The organism is Neobacillus kokaensis, from assembly GCF_014656545.1.
In the GTDB taxonomy this organism is placed as follows: domain Bacteria; phylum Bacillota; class Bacilli; order Bacillales; family Cytobacillaceae; genus Neobacillus; species Neobacillus kokaensis.
On record NZ_BNDS01000001.1, the window covers coordinates 311,718 to 330,042 of the forward strand.

The following is an 18,325-nucleotide window of genomic DNA, read 5'->3' on the forward strand; positions in this document are numbered from 1 at the left end:
AGCACGCATTTCAGCGTGCTTTTAAATTAATTGGAATGCCCGGCTGTATCATTATTTTTTCTAAATGGCCACCAGTTCGCTTCTCCAAATGTTTTGACCATGACTGGTACAAATAATGGAAGGACTACCAAAGCGTATAAGGCAAGACCAATTAGAAGAATGGTTGCAATTTCTAGTAATGACAGAACGCCTGAAGGCATCATAGCGGCAAAAGTACCGCCTAAGATTACAGCGGCGGAAATTATAACCGTTCCCATCTTTTTCATTGATTCCAAAATGGCTTGCTCAACTGATAAATGGCGGAATTCGTTGAAACGATCCATTAAGAAAATACTATAGTCGATTCCAAGTGCGACTAAGATAACGAAGGCAAAGAATGGAACGGCCCAGCTAATTCCCGAGTACCCTAACCAATTTATAAAGATCACTTCCGAAATAGACATGGCCGTATAGTAGGTTAGAACCAATGATCCGATTAAGTAAACAGGCATAATGAGTGACCGAAGCAGGATCACCAAAATGATAAAGATTCCTGTAAGCATTAACACAACCGTTCTTGAATAATCACCCTCGGAAATGGTATCTAGATCATTATGCATGCTTGAGACGCCGCCAACGGCCACTTTTGCATTTTTCAGCTTCGTATCCTTCACAGCACGTTTTACGCTGTCTTTAATTTCAGGGATTTTGTCAATCGCTTCATTCGAATAAGGATTTTTGTTAAAGACGACGTCAATGGTCATCACTTTACGGTCCTTAGACAGGTACGTATCCATCACTTTTGCAAAATCCTTGCTGTCAAGGACGTCCTGCGGAATATAAAACCCATTTTGTTTTTGCTTAGATACATCGGCAAGGTAATCTTGGGCAGAGTTCAGTCCTTTTGATACTTCATGTAAACCGTCCGCACTTTGAGTTAAGCCGTCAGAGAGCTGGGTAATCTGTCCGCCCATATCTTGAAATCCTGTTAGAATCTGCTCTTGGCCATTCTTTAGACCATCTAATCCGTTAGAAAACTGCGGCAGCTTGGAAACGATTTGCCCTTGACCGTTTTCCATTTTAGCTAGACCTTCTTCTAGCTGTTTCATGCCAGCAACCAGTTTTTCCATTCCATCGATCAGCTGGCGATGGCCTTCGATTGCTTCGGAAAATTGAGTATTGGCGAAAGCCAATCCGTCTTGGGCGTTTTGAAGGCCGGCATTTAACCCGGCTAATGCTCCGGCTAACTCTTTGGTTGCTGCTGTAGCACCAGGTGAGTCGGGAATGCCCGGAAACCCGTTTACACCTTTAATTGTCATTTTAATAGCTTGATAGTCGGTGTCAGCCATTATCTCCGGATGAGCCTTCTCAAGTCCGGCAAAATGAGGGGCTAGGGCCGCTAAGCTTTGGTGTAATTGGGTAAGGTGATTAGCAATTTCATCATAATGTCCCTTAAGGGTACCAAGACCGCTTCCAGCCTGCTCATAGCCGCTTAATAGCTGATTATATCCGGCTAAAAGTTCCTTTGAATGGGACACAATTTCTTCTAACCCTTTTCGGGCATCACGGGCTCCAAGTGAGCCGTCCTTCAGCCCATTCTCAATCTGACTTAAACCTGTTTGAAGGGAACCCATTCCGGTTTTTAAATCGGAAGTGCCTTTAATAAGTTTATTTATGCCATTTGTCGCTTCTGCCATTTTCGGCTGATTGGCTGCCATTTGGCTGCCTGCTTCGGAAAGTCCGTTACTGATCTTTGTTATCCCGTCATTTCCTTTTCCCAGTCCGTCGTTTAGGCTTACAACCTGCTTAGAAAGATAAAAATCATCGATTGGTTCACCCATTGGCCTTGTAAGGGAGCGAACCGTTTTGACATCGTCCACTTTTTTCAGTTCTTGACTGATTTGTTCCGTCAGGGCAATATACTCGGATGTATTCATTTGGTCATCATTTTTGATGACAATTTGTGTTGGCATGGATTCACCAGGGCCAAACGAATCGGCGATCAAATTAAACCCTTTAATGGAAGGGTAATCATCGCTGATTTCCTCGAGTGAGTTAAACGATAACTGGTCTTTATAGGTAAATAAAAACGGTACAGACACAATGACAACGATTAGAAAGGCGAGGAATGGACGTGCCAGTGCAAATCGGCCCAAAATGCCCCAAAATTTGCTGTCACCATGCTCTAATTTCCCTTTTGACGGCCAAAATAGCTTTTTGCCAAGTACGGCCATGAAGAAGGGAACAACAGTTACGAGAGCAATTAATAGAATCGCAACCCCAACCGCAACGGCAGCTGCCGATTTATAAAGCTGGAAGGTGGAAAATCCAATCGACGCAAACCCGATTAGCACAGCGATTCCACTGAAAAGTACGGTTTTACCGGCAGTACGGTAGGTGGCCACGATGGCTTCCGTTATATTTTCGTTTTTCGGTAATTCTTCCTTAAATCGGCTTAATAGCAAAATACAATAGTCGGTTCCTATTCCGAATAGAACAGCAACTAAGAAAATCTGCGTAAACGTTGATAACGGAAAATCAACTTTATCTACTAATATCGCCACAATCGACTGGGCTGTTAAATAGCTGAAGCCGACGGTAATTAACGGAATAATCGGCGCAACTGCTGATCTAAATACTAGCAGGAGTACGGCCAAAATGAAAACTACGGTAATTCCTTCGGTTTTTTTCAAGCCTTCTTGAGAGTTAGTTACAAGATCCTCGCCAATTACCCAGCTGCCGGTATAATAGTGATCAAGCTTAACGTTATCGATTGCATCGTAAAGATTACTTGTAATCTCTTTTGCTTCCCGGCCATTAGCAGTGACTTTTAATGACACCAGGATGGTTTTTCCATCCTTAGATACGAGCTGATCATTGAGTTCCTTTTGCTGAAAATGAGTGAGGAGATCTGTGATCCCAAGCTCCTGTTTGTGCTTCTCTAGCTCGTTAACCGCTTTTTCCGCTTCTTTAAAATCGTTCTCTGACAGCTTTTTATCGCTGTGAAAGACGAGTGCAGTTTGCAGGTCTTTGCCTTTGTTTTCACTAGATTGCACATCCTTAAGAATTTCTTCCGCCATGGTTGAAGAATAGCCATTTGGTACGGAAATTTGTCCTTTTTCACGAACAAGGTTTTCCATATTCGGCGCTGCCATAAAGAGACCAGCGATGATGGCGACCCAGGCGATAAGGATGAACCATTTTCCTTTAATGATTGCACGCAACTATTATTCCCCCAGTTCTTCCTTTTTCTTATTGTTTAAAACTTCTGCCAGCTTTTCATACGTGTTAATAAAAGCTGTGATTTCCGGTTCCTCAAATTGAGTAATGATGGATTCAACTAAAAGATGGATTTTTTCCTGAGCCTTTTGGTAAAGTTCAATTCCTTGTTCGGTTAAGGTTAGGTAAACAACCCTGCGGTCGTTTTCATCGCGGGTTCTTTCAATTAACCCCCTGTCCGTCATCCGGTTAATAATGGCGGTGATAGCACTTTTATTTACTTCAAAAACCTCCGCCAATTCCGTGGATGTGCAGCTGCCCGCCAGGTGGATATATCGTAATATGTAGTGCTGGTCATTTGTTAAGTCATTTCCAAGCTGGTATTTGATCAATGATTCAGCTTTTTTGTGCACTTGAAAGGAAATGCTTATATAGCGGTCAATTAATTCTTGAATCATATTGTTGTCCAACTTATTCTTCACCTCATTTGTTTGAAAAATAGTTAAACTATTTAACTATTCATGTGTTAAACTATATAATGAAATGGGGAATAGTGTCAATTAAAAAACAGCTGCCCAGCGGGGGAGAAGGTTCCCATTGTCGGCAGCTGTTTTATTCTTCAAATGCTCTCTTCTTTTTCTTTCTTTTTGCGATATTTTTGATTACATATACTCCGGCAATTAAGGCTAGTAAATTTAAGGAGTCACCAAAATTTATCGTTAAACTGAAATGATTGTTCACTTTTACATCATTTTTATTGTTGTTCGTAGTTGAGTGAGCTTGAATGTCTTTTTCGCTCTTAGACATCGTCACACCTCCGGCAGATTACTAGAATTCTAAACTATTCTATTCAGGTTACTAGAATTACATGCCAAAAAGGTCCTTTTTCAACTTAATCTTCTTGTTTATCAATCACATTCTTATAAATTCGCTTCAGGGCTTCATTTTGCATTTTTATATATTCTAGAAGGAGTTCTTTTTCTTCCTCCTGTAGTTCGATTTCATCCTTTTTTTCGTTCTTCATGCAAAATCCTCCCTAAAAATTGCTAATACTAGCATTTTAAATGAATCTCACTGAATTTGAAAGCATGCGGGGAGTAACTTTCTAATTGAGTAAAAAAGGGCAATACTTCAAAAATTGAAGATCACCCTCTTGTTTTATTTATTCTGGTATGGAAAGCACAATTTTTCCAAATAGATTTCCATGATCCATTTGGCGATGTGCCTCATCAATGTCCTGAAGGGGATAAATTTTGTCTATCACAGGTCTTAGCTGCTTGTCCTCAAATAGAGTTATCATATCGGCAAATTCATCTGGTGTGCCCATTGTCGTTCCCATAATATGCATTTGCTTAAAGAAAATCCGAGGCATAACTAAGTTGTTTACGGGTCCTAATGTTGCACCAAACGAAACGATTTTACTGCCATGTTTGGCGAGATGAATTAAATCATTAAAAGTATCTCCTCCAATACTATCAATCGAAAGGTCGGCACCGCCTGACAATGTTTTTAATTCTTTTACCCAGTTCTCAGAACGATAATTTACTCCGCCGGCCGCTCCCATCGCTATGGCATTTTCTATTTTTTTGTCGCTGCTCGATGTTACGAACACTTTTGCACCTTTAGCGGAAGCTATTTGAAGTGCAAAGGTTGCTACACCTCCGCCAATTCCTGGAATAATGACCGTGTCTCCTGGCTTTACAGTACCTTTTGTAACGACAGCTCGATATGCAGTTAAACCTCCTAATGGGATTGCAGCAGCTTCTTCCCACGTAAGATGCTTTGGCTTTGGAAAAACATTTTCAGCAGGAATCTTTATATACTGTGCGTATGTACCATCCATTGGTACGCCTAAAACAGAAAAGCTAGGGGAGGGAAAACTTGGATTATCGCCCCAGCCAATTGCGGGGTTAATGATAACTTCATTCCCAATTTCTAAACCTTGGACACCTTCGCCTAACTTTTCAATAATTCCTGCTCCGTCGGAACCTGGGATAGAAGGGACTACGATTCCAGGATAGGCTCCATATCTTATAAATACATCTCTTCTATTTAAGGAAGCAGTCCGTAAACGGATAAGAACTTCTCCTTGCCCTGGTTTGGGTATTTCTACATCTTCATAATACAAAGGAGCAATTTTTCCTCCCATTTTCACTTTATCTTTTAGGATTACAGCCTTCATGGATACCCCTCCATTTTGAATACTTTTACTAGTCTATCAACTAATTTTAATATAATATTATTCTTTTATATAATAATTTATCAAAGTCGTGAATATTTTAAAAATATTTAATAATCTAATAAACTGAAGTCTCGAGATGAATTGGCCAAATATGTTATACTAGGACTATTAAAATCATCCCGCAACAGGAATTGACTTTTTTCGTTGGGGAATATATAATTTTTTCGAAATATATAGTCGAAACAATGACGGGGATTAGTAAAATGAAAACGTCTTACAAAGAGAGGGAACCATAGGTGTGAGGTTTCTTAAGATGGTCATTTGAACCTGCCTCACGAGTTCTGTATCGGATACTTGAAGATACAAGCGGATCAATTCCGTTACCATGGTAAGAGTATAAAGCATAAGCTTTATAAATTTAGGGTGGTACCGCCAGGCCTTGGTCCCTTTTTTAGGATCAAGGCCTTTTTTATATTTAAAAGCGGAAGCGCCTGCTCAGGGGCGACAAGCACAAGACGAGCCGGCTAGAAGGCTGCTTTTTAGCCGTCTTGACGGATTGGCTTGTGACCTCGAGCCCCTAGGCGCTAGAGCTGGATATATTTACAAAATAATGAGGTGTAGAAATGGCAAAGGAATTTGTAAAAGACGTAACAAGCATGGACGAAGACTTCGCCCAGTGGTATACAGATGTTGTAACCAAAGCAGACTTAGTTGATTATTCAAGCGTTCGCGGTTCAATGATCATTCGTCCATATGGTTATGCATTATGGGACAATATTAAAAATGAGCTTGACCGCCGTATTAAAGAAACAGGCCACGAAAATGTGTACATGCCACTATTTATTCCTGAAAGTCTGCTTCAAAAGGAAAAGGACCATGTAGAAGGATTTGCACCTGAAGTAGCTTGGGTGACCCATGGAGGTTCTGAGGAACTTGCGGAACGATTAGTAGTCCGCCCAACATCTGAAGTGCTTTTCTGCGAGCATTATAAGAATATCATTCATTCATACAGAGACCTTCCAAAGCTATACAACCAATGGGCCAACGTAGTCCGCTGGGAAAAAACAACTCGTCCATTCTTACGGACATTAGAGTTTTTGTGGCAGGAAGGGCATACCGCTCATGCAACAGATGAGGATGCACAGGAAGAAACAATTAAAATGTTAAATGTGTATGCTTCTATTTGTGAAGAAATCCTAGCAATTCCTGTTGTGAAAGGTCAGAAAACAGAGAAGGAAAAGTTTGCGGGAGCAAAAGCGACTTACACCATTGAAAGCTTAATGCATGATGGTAAAGCACTTCAATCAGCAACTTCACATCACTTTGGAACTGGCTTTGCGGAAGCGTTCGGAATTCAATATTTAGACAAAGAAGGTAAGCAGCAATACGTTCATCAAACATCATGGGGCTTTACTACACGGATCATTGGCGCATTGATCATGGTACATGGTGATGACCGTGGACTAGTGATTCCGCCAAAAGCAGCACCAACTCAAGTAATGATTGTGCCAATCGCTCAGCACAAGGAAGGCGTACTTGATTTTGCATATGAATTGAAGAATTCTTTAAGTAACGTTGTTCGAGTTGGTATTGATGCCAGCGATAAAAAACCAGGCTGGAAATTCAACGAATACGAAATGAAAGGTATCCCAGTCCGCCTTGAAGTGGGACCAAAAGATATTGAAAATAAACAAGTGGTATTAGTTAGAAGAGATACATTGGAAAAAGTTATTGTGCCAATGGATCAATTAGAGACGAAGCTTGTAGAATTATTGGATGAGATTCAAGCTAATCTTTACAATAAAGCATTAAAGCACCGTGAAGATAGAACATCAGTTGCTTTAACACTTCCCGAACTAAAAGAAGAGCTTGAAACTAAGCCAGGTTTTATTAAAGCAATGTGGTGCGGCGAATTGGCCTGTGAAGAAAAAATAAAAGAAGAAACTACTGCCACATCACGCTGTATTCCATTTGAGCAGGAACAGATTGCAGACAAATGTGTCTGCTGCGGTAATGATGCAAAGCAAATGGTTTATTGGGCAAAAGCATACTAAAAATAAAAGGCTCTTCCACGCAGGAAGGGCCTTTTTTTCCTTACATTAAATAACTCTTCCTTAGCATGAATTTAGACAGATTCTCTTATTTATTCAATCGAATTAACCCTCTATAATGCTTCTGTATCCATATTATTTTCTGTTTTTAAAGGGATAACGGTTTTCCTGCTATTATTCGAATTTCTCTCCTTGTTTGGAATAAAGAGGGTGATGATAATAGAGAGAACAAAAATACCTATCGTAATGAAAGCAATAATTTGTAACGCATCTGAAAAACCTTCCGCTCTAGCGGCTGTCATAATATCTTCAAACTTAATTCCAAGTGTTCGTAATTCATTTGAGAGTCCTTCGTCAATTTGGGTGCCTCCTGATATACCTGCCTGTTCGACTGCAGTCATAAGACTAGAATTAACACCTAGCTGTTCCGCCTGATTAATTAAAGCGGATTGGGTAAAACTGGTGGTTAGTGTTGTAAAAATTACTATGCCGGTAACCTGCCCAAAAGGAGCGCCAAAGTCCCGAATGAATTGAAATAATGATGAACCAGCTGCATATTTCTCTGCCGCCATTTCTCCCAAAGCATATTTAATAATCGGCGGTGTGGTTGCTCCCATTCCAAACCCTAAAATGAATGTTAAGATAAAAATATAATTAAATGCCGTACCTGTATGAACAGAAAATGCATAAACGAATAGGATGAGGATTGGCACCCCGAGAATAAAAAGTAAAAGTTTTTTACCGTTAAACTTGTCTGATAGTTTTCCATAAATCAAATTTCCCAGAAAGGCAGAGCTATAGATAGCTGTGTAAAACCAGCCCGTTTCGGCTACATTGCCTCCTGGCCTGGTCGTAAGAAAGAAGTTCATGGCATAAATGAAGAGCTGGTATGCTGCAACAATCACTAGGTTTGCAACTACTACCACTGTGAATAATCGATTTCTTAATAGTGAAAGTTCAAGAAGCGGATTCGTCTTTCGTTTTTGGCTAAACCATAAAAGAACGGCAGATAGGACACCCGCTGCCAAGGTTCCTAAGGTTATAGCTGAGGAGGCTCCATAGTTTCTTACAAGCGTTGAAACGGTTAATAGACATCCAGTAGCAACAATGATTAGGAGGGTTCCAATCCAATCAATAGATTTGCTCGCTTTACCCTTTGATTCAGGAACCATTGCTAATATAACAAAAAAACCGATAGCGGTAAGCCCTCCGCTGACCCAATAAACAATCGGCCACCCATAGATACTAATTAAATATCCGGCAATTACCGCTCCAGTTGTTGAAGCCAATGCTTGAAAAGCAGAGAAAATTCCAGAAGCCATTCCCCGTTTCTCCGGAGGGAAAAGTACCCCGATGTAAGCGAGTGAAACAGGCAAAATACATGACACAGAGAACCCTTGGACAACACGAGCGACTAGCAAGAAGGAGAAGGTAGGACTTAAAGCAGCAGCAAACTCAGAGATAGTAAAAATAACCATCCCGAATAAAATAACCCGTTTCCTGCCGACCCTGTCTGCAATTCTCCCTGCAAGCGGATAGAAAGCCGTTGATGTTATATAAAATGACAAAATGATTAGGCCTGCAAGGAATGCGGGAACTTTAAAGTGTTGAGCGATAATCGGAACAGCCGGGGCTTGAAATACCATCGCTTCAATACAAATAAATGCCCCAAATACCAAAGCAACAAACTGGATCCATTGTTTTCTTGTTACAGTACCTTCCATTAAAAATCCCCCCATAAAAGTACGTCCAAATTTTTCGCTTTAATTAAGCGCTTTCAAAGAGAAACGATAAGTTTTGGAATCACTGCTCCTTCCCGTCATGATCTTCGTTTAGGTGAAAGAAAATTCAAACTATTCTGCTAACAGATTATAAACACAAATATCTCTATTATCAATCATTAAAAAGATCAAAAATGTTGTAAAACCAATAAAAAAGGTATAAAAATCGGGGAAGGTGAAATTAAACAACAGTTTTCAATCTTTTGTCCGGTACTGTATGATAGGGGATTGTTGTTCGTTAAAAACTTATAAAACGGTTGGCTGCAAATATGGAATGTATAGCTTTGCTGCAAAAATTTTTGACAGTTCTTGAGCAACAAAATCAGGGGAATATTTCATGTCAGTTGTTACTAACCAATGGTGGACAAACCCAAGAACGACAGAGGTAAAATAGCAGGCAAAAAACCCTCTATTAATAGTTAGTTGTGTATTTTGGTCAAGAGTATTCTCGATTTCATTTAAATAAAACCTATACAATGTCTCCGAAATACGCTGTGTGAGCTGGGGTACTCGATGATTATTTAACATGATTTTAAAGTAATCAGCATGTTCTCCAATATATGTAAATAGCTGTATAGCAGAATTCGAAAGGTCTCGGCATCCAATTTGATTACTGATGTGATTGGCAGAGGACCCCTGCATGATTTTAATCATGCCTTCCATCAGTTCATCAATTATACATGTTAGTAGATCCTCTTTATCTCGAAAATGGGAATAGAAGGTCGAGCGATTTAGGTCAGTTCGATTGATAATATCCGTTATCGAGATAGAACAAAGCTCCTTTTCATTCATCAATGATATTAGTGCATCTTTTAATGATTGCCGTGTTCGTTTAATTCTCCGATCTACTTTACTTTCATTTTTCAAACCTACTCCTCCTCATACTGGGATCCCTTAAACAAATTATTAACAAATTTTTACACACGGATGAAAATCATTAATCATTGTGTCAAAATACGAAAATAAGATTTGGAAAATTTATAATTTTTAGTTATTGCTATATTCGTAATTATATATTATCATAAACGCAATAGCAATAGAAAATTCCATAAAATGGACTTGGAGATTGCGAGAATAAGGGGAGGAGATATATTGAATGCGTACCTGCTGTTAAATATTGCTGCAAGCATTGTTCCCGAACAAGAAATTATTACATTTGGAACACAGCGGCAGACTTATTCACAATTAATCGAACGATCGGGCCGGTTAGCTGCTGCGCTTGCTTCATGCGGTGTAGGAAAGGGAGAACGGGTTGGTCTTATTGCTACAAATTGCCCGGAAGTGGTAGAGACTTTTTTTGCTTCTTTTCAACTTGGCGGGACAGTCGTTCCCATCAACTACCGGGCAAAGGCAGATGAACTCGAGTATATGATTCGGGATGCAGGTGTCAAAGCGTTAATTGTGGAACATCGCTACGTTGAAATTACAGCTCGCCTGGCTTCTGAAAGTGGAATTCAAACAATTATCTGTATTGATGGTACTTACCAAAACTGCCTGAATTATGAAGAAATAATGGGCAGTGAAACAAATCCGTATTTTGATTTTGCTGACGTTGATTCAAACGAATTAGCCATCCTTCTATACACTAGCGGCACAACTAGTAAACCAAAAGGAGTGATGATCACATACGGCCAATTAACAACATATGTCATGAGCCATTCAGAGGCAGCAGACGGCAGCCCGCAAGGATCTTCTCTCATATGTGTTCCTAGTTATCATGTAGCTGGTGCGACGAGTATATGCAACTGTATTTATAGCGGCAGACGTTTAATCTTGCTGCGTCAGTTTGAAGCTGGAGAGTGGCTGCGTGCATTAGAGAAGGAAAAAGCAACCCAGGCATTTCTGGTTCCAACAATGCTAAAGTGGGTAATTGACCATCCTAACTTTCATTCAACAGATATTAGTTCGCTTGAAAGTTTATCATACGGAGCCGCACCAATGCCTTTTCCGGTTATTCGCCGAGCTATTGAACTTTTTCCGCCTACCACTAATTTTGCAAATGCATTTGGAATGACGGAAACGACTTCCACTGTTTGTGTATTAGGGCCAGAAGATCATAAATTAACTGGGACACCGGATGAGATAGCCAAAAAAATCCACCGTCTTACTTCAGTTGGGCGCCCGCTTCCAGGTGTAGACATTATGATTCTTGATGAGGATGGAAACTCAGTAAGCAACAACACAGTCGGCAATATATACGTCAGAACGGAAAGGGCAATGAAAGGATATTGGAAACGTCCGGATGCAAATAATGAAACAATGGTCAATGGCTGGATTAATACAAAGGATGTAGGTTATTTAGACGAAGATGGCTACTTATTTTTAAGCGGTCGCAGCTCGGATATGATCATCCGCGGCGGCGAAAACATTTCTCCGATTGAGATTGAGAATGTACTCCTAGAACATCCTGAGGTTTCTGATGTTGCCGTTATTGGAATCCCGAGCTTGGAATGGGGAGAAGAGGTAGCAGCTATAGTAGTCATCAAGAATTCAAATGAATCTCCTTCAAGAGAAGAGTTGATCGAATTTTGTCGGAAACGGTTATCAAGCTTTAAACGACCATCTAAGATTGAATTTGTTTGTGAACTTCCTCGTACATCTTCAGGGAAAATTCTTAAAAAAGATCTGAAAGAACAGTTTTCCAACAATCACATTACGAATTAATGCCAATCACTAAATAAACACATCACGAAAAAATTTCTCGCCAGGCAGCTTTAATAGTCTGACCAGGTAGTTCAATTTATCATGTTAATTTATCGAAAAACTAGTATCGAGGTGATTCAGATGCGTTTTGATTTAACGGAAGAACAGCAAAAATTGAAGGAAGAAATCCGTTCGTATTTAGACAGCCACATAACAAAAGAACTATTAGATGAGCTTAAAGAAAACCCGGATGGCGGACCATTGTGGCGGCAGTACATTAAGGAGCTAGGGGAGGATGGCTGGCTTGGAATCGGTTGGCCAGTTGAATACGGCGGACAGGGAAGAACACCGCTTGAACAGTATATATTTTTGGAGGAAATTGAACGAACAGGTGTAAATATTCCGTTTATTACACTGGAGACAGTTGGTCCTACGTTAATGAAGCTTGGGACGGAGGAGCAAAAGAATTACTTTCTCCCTAAGATTTTAAAAGGCGAAGTGGAAGTAGCGATAGGTTACACTGAGCCACAGGCAGGAACGGATCTTGCCTCCTTACAGACAAGAGCGATTAGAGATGGTGATTCTTATGTCATCAATGGTCAAAAGGTCTTTACAACAAATGCTCATATGGCAGATTACATCTGGCTTGCGGCCCGGACCGATCCAGATGCACCTAAGCATAAAGGGATTTCCATCTTTTTAGTTCCAACAAATCTTCCAGGGTTTTCAGTAACCCCGATGAATTTGATAGGGGAGAGATCGAATGTTTCTTATTATGATAACGTTCGAGTTCCGCTCAGCGCACTTGTCGGTGAGGAAAACAAAGGCTGGGAGTATATTACAACCCAGCTTTCATTAGAGAGGCTGATGTTGTCAACCTACTCAAGGATGGAGCGAATGATTGAAGAGACCATTGAATGGGCAAGTGAAAACGAGTTTGATGGGGTCCGTGTTATTGATCAGCCTGGCGTGCGTGACAACCTTGCAGAATTAACAGTAGAAATGGAGATTCTTAGATTGCTAAACTACCGGGCGGCCTGGGCACATTCCAATGAAAAGTCAGCTCCTTACCGACCTTCGATGAACAAAGTATTTGCTGCTGAACTTAATCAAAAGGTGTTTGACACCTGTATGCAAATTATGGGGATGTTTGGTCAGCTTGAAACTGGCTCCGAATGGGCAGTTGCCGATGGATATGCACCGGAAAATGCGAAAAGGCGTCTCGTGTATTTATTTGGCGGCGGAGCTAATGATGTCCAGCGTGATCTTGTTGCCCGCTTTGGTCTTGGACTGCCGAAAAGTTAATTTTTTGTAAGCGTTAGCAATTTCGAAAACTTAACCGATTGATGAAGGAGGAAGACAAGATGCCGTTAACGGAAGAAAAATTAAAGCAGTTTGTTGGTATCGATTCGGAACTGATTGAGGGACCGGATACGGTTTGCAAGGAAATGATTCGACATTGGTGTGAGGTAATGGAGGATACAAATCCTTTATACCAGGACGAAGAGTATGCACAAAAATCGCAATTTGGTGGTATTATTGCCCCGCCGATGCAGGTGCAGGTATATACGATGAGTCCGCTTTGGCCTAAGGCGGACAGAGAACCTAACTCCATGGAGCTTCTTGTTGAGGAATTGGCAAGTCAGGGATACACATCCATTGTAGCAACCGAGCAAGGCCAGGAATATTTTGCGCCAATGAAGCTAGGAGACCGAATCAGCTACACGATTTCCGTTGATAAAATTTCACCTGAAAAACAGACAGTGCGTGGTCCAGGTTATTTTGTAACGTTTCTTTACAAATTCTATAACCAGCGGGAAGAACTGGTATGTAAACAAACCTTTACGATATTGGCCTATAACGCCATTTCAAAAGAATAGGAGGAAGATGGATGAACGTTTCAAGCCAAGCTGCTATTACATGGGATGATGTGGAAGTCGGTTATGAACTGCCTATCCTTGATCGAAAGATTACCGCGGCATTAGTGGTAGGCGGAGCCATTTCCGCAACGCATGATTACGCGGAAGTGCACCATGATTACCATGCAGCCCGTAAAGCCGGAGCCGATAATGTTTTTATGAACATTCTTACGACGAATGGATTAATCGGAAAATATCTTACGGATTGGTCAGGGCCAACTGGGGAAATAAAAAGTATTGTTCTGAGACTCGCTGTTCCGAATTACCCTGGCGATACAATGACGTTTTGCGGAAGTGTAATCCAAAAATATCAAGTGGATGAACAGAACTTGGTTGAGGTGGAGTTTACCGGAAGGAATTCGCTCGGCAATCATGCAGCAGGCAAAGCTGTTATAGCCCTGCCAAGGAGGTAATATTTGTGGAAAATCTATGTGACAAAACCGCCATTGTTGGTATAGGAAGAACAGAAATAAGCAGGAATTGTGGACGAACAGAGCTTAAAATGGCAACGGAAGCGATCTTAGATGCTGTAGAAGATGCTGGACTAAACATAGAAGATATCGATGGAATGATTAACTACACAATGGACACCGCGGAACAAATTGAAATTGTTCGATCATTAGGCATCCCGAATCTTAGCTTTTTTAGTAAAACGCCATATGGCGGCGGGGGAAGCTGCGGAACAATAGCCCATGCGGCAGCTGCGGTTCATGCAGGTCTTGCCAATTACGTCGTTTGTGTCAGGTCTATTCGTGATGCATCAGCGCCTGTTAAAATTGGGGACTTTGATACTTCAAAGTCATCCTATAACAGTGATGTGTACTGGGGAATGTATCTTCCATATGGATTAATAACCCCTGTTTCATGGATTGGTATGTTTACACAGCGCTATATGCATGAATATGGCATTCAAGATGGTGCGTTTTTTCCAATTGCACAGGTTGCTCGAGAAAATGCCAATCGAAATCCACATGCATTATTCTATAATCGGCCATTGACATACGAGGAATATATGGATTCACCAATGAATGTAACACCGTTAAGAAGACATGATTGTTGTGTAAATGTAGATGGCGCTGTTGCCATCATTGTGACTACGGCCGATCGTGCGCAGCATTTAAAACAGCGTCCGGCTTATATTTCTGGTGTTTCCCAAGGGATGTCAACAAATGGAGAACAGATGACCAGTTTTTATAGACCGGATATAACAGGGTACCCGGAGATTGAAGAATATGGAAAGAAGATTTTCAAAATGGCAGGTGTTACCCCTCAAGATATTGATGTTGCCCAATTCTATGATGCCTTTAGTTCGGAAATTCCAATGCAGTTAGAAGCGCTTGGCTTTGTCAGTAAGGGTGAGGGTGTGGCCTATTGTGAGGGGGGACATCGCATCCGTCCTGATGGCGAGCTGCCCATCAATACTTCAGGCGGTTTAATGTCAGAAGGATATGTACATGGTATGAATTTGATTGCAGAAGGAGTTCGGCAAATCCGCGGTACATCTACAACCCAAATTAAAGATGCTGAGCTTTCTTTAGTTACTGGTGGTCCAGGTGTTCCCACGGGTGGTTTGATCTTAAAAAGGAGGTAATTAATTTGGTTCAATATAATAAGCAGTATCCAACTCCAAGACCAGATGTGAATGAAGATACTATAGATTATTGGATGCTAATGCAAGAAACAAAGCAATTGCATGTGCAAAAATGTAAAAATTGTGGTACTTACTCACATCCGCCGCGTCCTGTTTGTCATAATTGCCGGCAGTTTAAATTAGAATGGGTGCCGACAACTGGCAAAGGAACCGTTTATAGCTATGTTATTTACTATCGGTCTGTTCATCCGGGGTTTGAAGTACCATATGAAGTTGTGCTCGTAGAGTTGGAGGAAGGCGTACGAATCATTTCAAATATGATAGATTGTAAACCGGATGAAATCTATATTGGAATGCCTGTAGAAGTGGTGGTAGACCAGGTTTGGGAAGATCTCGCACTGCCGAAATTCAAACGGCGGAACACATGAAGAGAGGTGTGAACAAATGGAATTTGCTTTAAATGAAATACAAGAAGAGTTCAAAAGTACAGCGCAAAAATTTTTTAGAGAAAAGTGCTCTATCTCTGAATTAAGAAAAGTTGAAACTAGTAAAAATGGTTATTCATCTTCTCTTTATAAGGAAATTGCCGATCTAGGATTTATCGGATTAATCATACCGGAAGAATATGGCGGTGTAGGCGGAAGCTTAATGGACTTAGCCTTGGTGGTGGAGGAAGCTGGATGGGCAGCGCTTCCTGCCCCGTTTCTGTCAACCATTGCATATGGTGTAATTCCGCTTTTAGAATACGGAACGGAAGCACAAAAGCAAAAGCTGCTGCCACAAATTGCCGAAGGGAAGCTTATCTTCACTGGAGCTTTGTCAGAGCCAAAGGCCCATTTTGACTTGAGGCATGTATCTGCTTTTGCTGCTGCGAATGATCAGGGATATTCTCTTTCTGGTAAAAAGTTATTTGTCCCTTTTGGGGAATCATCTGATTACCTGCTTACATTGGTCAGAACTTCTAAAGTTCAATCTGCTGATGAACAAGGGTTAAGTCTTTTCCTTGTGAAGAACAGCCAGCCGGGTATTCATTTCAAACCAATGCCATCCATTGGACCAGACCCTCTACATGAAGTGGAGCTTCAGAATGTATCGCTTTCTAGCGCGGAGGTTTTAGGTGAAGTAAATAATGGATGGTCGATAACTAAGACGACCCTCCAGATGGCTGCTGCGCTGCAATGTGTAGAAATGACTGGTGTACTTAGAAGGGCGCTGGAGGTAACGAATGATTATGTAAAAGAACGCCGCCAGTTTGGACGCGCAATCGGAAGCTACCAATCCGTACAGCACCGCTTATCAGACATGTTTACTGTTGTTGAAGGTGGAAGATTAGCTGCCTTTCAGGCCATTTGGCGTTTAGAGGCAGGACTGCCGGCTGAGAGGGAAGTGGCAATCGCAAAGGCATGGCTTGGAAAAGCAGGACAACATGTTTTAACGGGCGCACATCAATTGCATGGAGGAATGGGGATTGATCTTGACTACCCGCTGCAATTCTGTTTTCGCCGTTTTAAAAGTCAGCAGTTAAACTTAGGAACAGCTTCTGTTCATTTAAAGCAAATCAGTCAATCTATCGGAAAACAATCCAATGAATATTTGATTCGCCAATAAATTCCTGAAAATGTACTAGAGGCATGCCGTGTGCAGCCATGTGTTATGCCTCTCTTTTTTTATCTAAGAAATGGGGTGAGAAAAAGTGACAGAACATGCCCTTAAAGGACTGAAAGTAATAGACCTGACATGGCATATTGCGGGACCATATTGCACCAAGTTATTGGCGGACCTCGGAGCCCAGGTCATTAAAATCGAACAGCCAAAAACGGGTGATCCTTCCAGGCAAGAGGGACCATATCCAGATGACGTTCCAAATCTAAATGCAAGCGGGCTGTTTGCCTATTTAAACAACAATAAGATAGGGATTACGCTAAATTTAAAAAGCGAACGTGGTGCAGAAATTCTTAAAAAATTAGTTCGTGATACCGATATCCTCGTGGAAAACTTTAGTCCGAGAGTGATGAACAGCTTAGGATTGAGTTATGAAGAACTAAAAGAAATCAATCCGCGTTTAATCATGACATCTATATCCAACTTTGGCCAGTCAGGTAGATTTCGAGATTATAAGGGGACAGAATTAATTACGCAGGCAATGAGTGGTTTTATTAGTTCAATAGGCGAGCCTACAAGAGAACCATTAAGGGCAGGCGGCCCATTGAGAATACTAGAGTATATTACTGGAGCGTTTGCTGCCATGTCCACCATGGCCGCTGTAGCCAATCGAAGAATGTCAGGGATGGGAACACATGTCGATGTTTCGATTACGGAATGCGGCTTATTGCAAAGATCCTATCCTACTGTACAAAATTCATTTCCATCAAGTCCCTCTAAGCATAGGCAGCGCTATGTTATGTTGCCAAGTATTGAGAAATGTAAGGACGGGTATATCGGTATTAATCTTTTAACAGGACAGCACTGGCAAGATTTTTGTTTAATGACGGAGATGTACGATTGGATTGATGATCCCAGATTTACAACCCTTTATCACCGATTACAAAACAAGGAACTTTTTCAAGAAAGATTCGATAAATGGCTGATGGAGCATACCCGAGAGGAAATTATCCAGCTTGGTACAGAGTGGCGGATTCCGGTGAACCCAGTTCCAACCTTTGAAGAAATGCTTAGCTTTCCGCAGTACAAAGAACGGGAGTTTTTCGTTGAAGTTGACCATCCTGTAATGGGAAGAGTGGCTCAGCCTGGCGCTCCATACCGGATGTCAGAAACACCATGGAAAATTAACAGTCCCGCCCCATTGTTGGGTGAACATAATTCAAATGTATATAACGGATTAATGGGATATTCGGAAGCTGAACTAAAAAGTATGGCGGCGGATGGTGTTATTTAATTTGGCACTTTTTAAAAAAGTTGTTTTTTGATTCGCCGATAAAGCGGCTGGATTCGCCGATAAA

At 41.1% G+C, this 18,325-nt stretch carries 16 protein-coding genes and 1 other annotated feature; of the genes, 9 read left to right on the forward strand and 7 right to left on the reverse strand.

Annotated features, from left to right (window positions below; genetic code table 11):
- Nucleotides 1-26: 26 nt before the first annotated feature.
- From IE222_RS01510 to IE222_RS01525, 5 genes are all read right to left on the reverse strand, one after another.
- Entirely contained in the window at nucleotides 27-3,203 is a 3,177-nt protein-coding gene (locus tag IE222_RS01510) for an MMPL family transporter (protein ID WP_191268993.1), read from the reverse strand.
- A gap of 3 nt (nucleotides 3,204-3,206) precedes the next feature.
- The gene (locus tag IE222_RS01515; RefSeq protein ID WP_223282539.1) at nucleotides 3,207-3,668 is read right to left on the reverse strand and encodes a MarR family winged helix-turn-helix transcriptional regulator; all 462 of its coding nucleotides are present in this window, start codon (nucleotides 3,666-3,668) and stop codon (nucleotides 3,207-3,209) included.
- Nucleotides 3,669-3,810: 142 nt separating this feature from the next.
- The gene (locus tag IE222_RS01520) at nucleotides 3,811-4,005 is read right to left on the reverse strand and encodes a hypothetical protein (protein ID WP_191268995.1); all 195 of its coding nucleotides are present in this window, start codon (nucleotides 4,003-4,005) and stop codon (nucleotides 3,811-3,813) included.
- An 85-nt stretch (nucleotides 4,006-4,090) separates the two neighbouring features.
- Complete coding sequence (locus tag IE222_RS26665; RefSeq protein WP_275671416.1) at nucleotides 4,091-4,222, reverse strand: hypothetical protein; 132 nt, start codon at nucleotides 4,220-4,222, stop codon at nucleotides 4,091-4,093.
- Between the two features lie 138 nt (nucleotides 4,223-4,360).
- Nucleotides 4,361-5,380 carry a zinc-binding dehydrogenase gene (locus IE222_RS01525; RefSeq protein WP_191268997.1) on the reverse strand — a complete coding sequence of 340 codons (1,020 nt, stop codon included), beginning with the start codon at nucleotides 5,378-5,380 and terminating at the stop codon, nucleotides 4,361-4,363.
- 236 nt (nucleotides 5,381-5,616) lie between these two features.
- Nucleotides 5,617-5,831, forward strand: a binding site (T-box leader).
- 172 nt (nucleotides 5,832-6,003) lie between these two features.
- Here IE222_RS01525 and proS point away from each other — a divergent pair.
- Nucleotides 6,004-7,434, forward strand: coding sequence for a proline--tRNA ligase (gene proS / locus IE222_RS01530; RefSeq protein ID WP_191268999.1), 1,431 nt, complete (start codon nucleotides 6,004-6,006; stop codon nucleotides 7,432-7,434).
- 110 nt (nucleotides 7,435-7,544) lie between these two features.
- On the opposite strand, the gene IE222_RS01535 is transcribed toward proS, so the two are convergent.
- Both IE222_RS01535 and IE222_RS01540 read right to left on the reverse strand, forming a co-directional pair.
- Nucleotides 7,545-9,155, reverse strand: a complete 1,611-nt coding sequence (locus tag IE222_RS01535; protein WP_191269000.1) for an MFS transporter — start codon at nucleotides 9,153-9,155, stop codon at nucleotides 7,545-7,547.
- Between the two features lie 303 nt (nucleotides 9,156-9,458).
- Nucleotides 9,459-10,079: a TetR/AcrR family transcriptional regulator gene (locus IE222_RS01540; RefSeq protein WP_191269002.1), complete on the reverse strand. Its 621-nt coding sequence runs from the start codon at nucleotides 10,077-10,079 to the stop codon at nucleotides 9,459-9,461.
- Nucleotides 10,080-10,304: 225 nt separating this feature from the next.
- Between IE222_RS01540 and IE222_RS01545 the strand changes: the two genes are divergently transcribed.
- From IE222_RS01545 to IE222_RS01580, 8 genes are all read left to right on the forward strand, one after another.
- Nucleotides 10,305-11,876 (forward strand): class I adenylate-forming enzyme family protein, encoded by a 1,572-nt coding sequence (locus tag IE222_RS01545; protein ID WP_191269004.1) that lies wholly within the window; start codon nucleotides 10,305-10,307, stop codon nucleotides 11,874-11,876.
- Between the two features lie 81 nt (nucleotides 11,877-11,957).
- Nucleotides 11,958-13,160: an acyl-CoA dehydrogenase family protein gene (locus IE222_RS01550; protein WP_191269006.1), complete on the forward strand. Its 1,203-nt coding sequence runs from the start codon at nucleotides 11,958-11,960 to the stop codon at nucleotides 13,158-13,160.
- A gap of 59 nt (nucleotides 13,161-13,219) precedes the next feature.
- A complete protein-coding gene (locus IE222_RS01555; RefSeq protein WP_191269008.1) occupies nucleotides 13,220-13,735 on the forward strand; it encodes a MaoC family dehydratase in 516 nt (171 codons plus the stop codon).
- An 11-nt stretch (nucleotides 13,736-13,746) separates the two neighbouring features.
- Entirely contained in the window at nucleotides 13,747-14,187 is a 441-nt protein-coding gene (locus tag IE222_RS01560) for a hotdog family protein (RefSeq protein WP_191269010.1), read from the forward strand.
- A 5-nt stretch (nucleotides 14,188-14,192) separates the two neighbouring features.
- Complete coding sequence (locus tag IE222_RS01565; RefSeq protein ID WP_191269012.1) at nucleotides 14,193-15,365, forward strand: thiolase C-terminal domain-containing protein; 1,173 nt, start codon at nucleotides 14,193-14,195, stop codon at nucleotides 15,363-15,365.
- 5 nt (nucleotides 15,366-15,370) lie between these two features.
- Nucleotides 15,371-15,793 carry a Zn-ribbon domain-containing OB-fold protein gene (locus IE222_RS01570; protein WP_191269014.1) on the forward strand — a complete coding sequence of 141 codons (423 nt, stop codon included), beginning with the start codon at nucleotides 15,371-15,373 and terminating at the stop codon, nucleotides 15,791-15,793.
- A gap of 16 nt (nucleotides 15,794-15,809) precedes the next feature.
- Entirely contained in the window at nucleotides 15,810-16,973 is a 1,164-nt protein-coding gene (locus tag IE222_RS01575; protein ID WP_191269016.1) for an acyl-CoA dehydrogenase family protein, read from the forward strand.
- 85 nt (nucleotides 16,974-17,058) lie between these two features.
- Complete coding sequence (locus IE222_RS01580; RefSeq protein ID WP_191269018.1) at nucleotides 17,059-18,261, forward strand: CaiB/BaiF CoA transferase family protein; 1,203 nt, start codon at nucleotides 17,059-17,061, stop codon at nucleotides 18,259-18,261.
- Nucleotides 18,262-18,325: the final 64 nt, after the last annotated feature.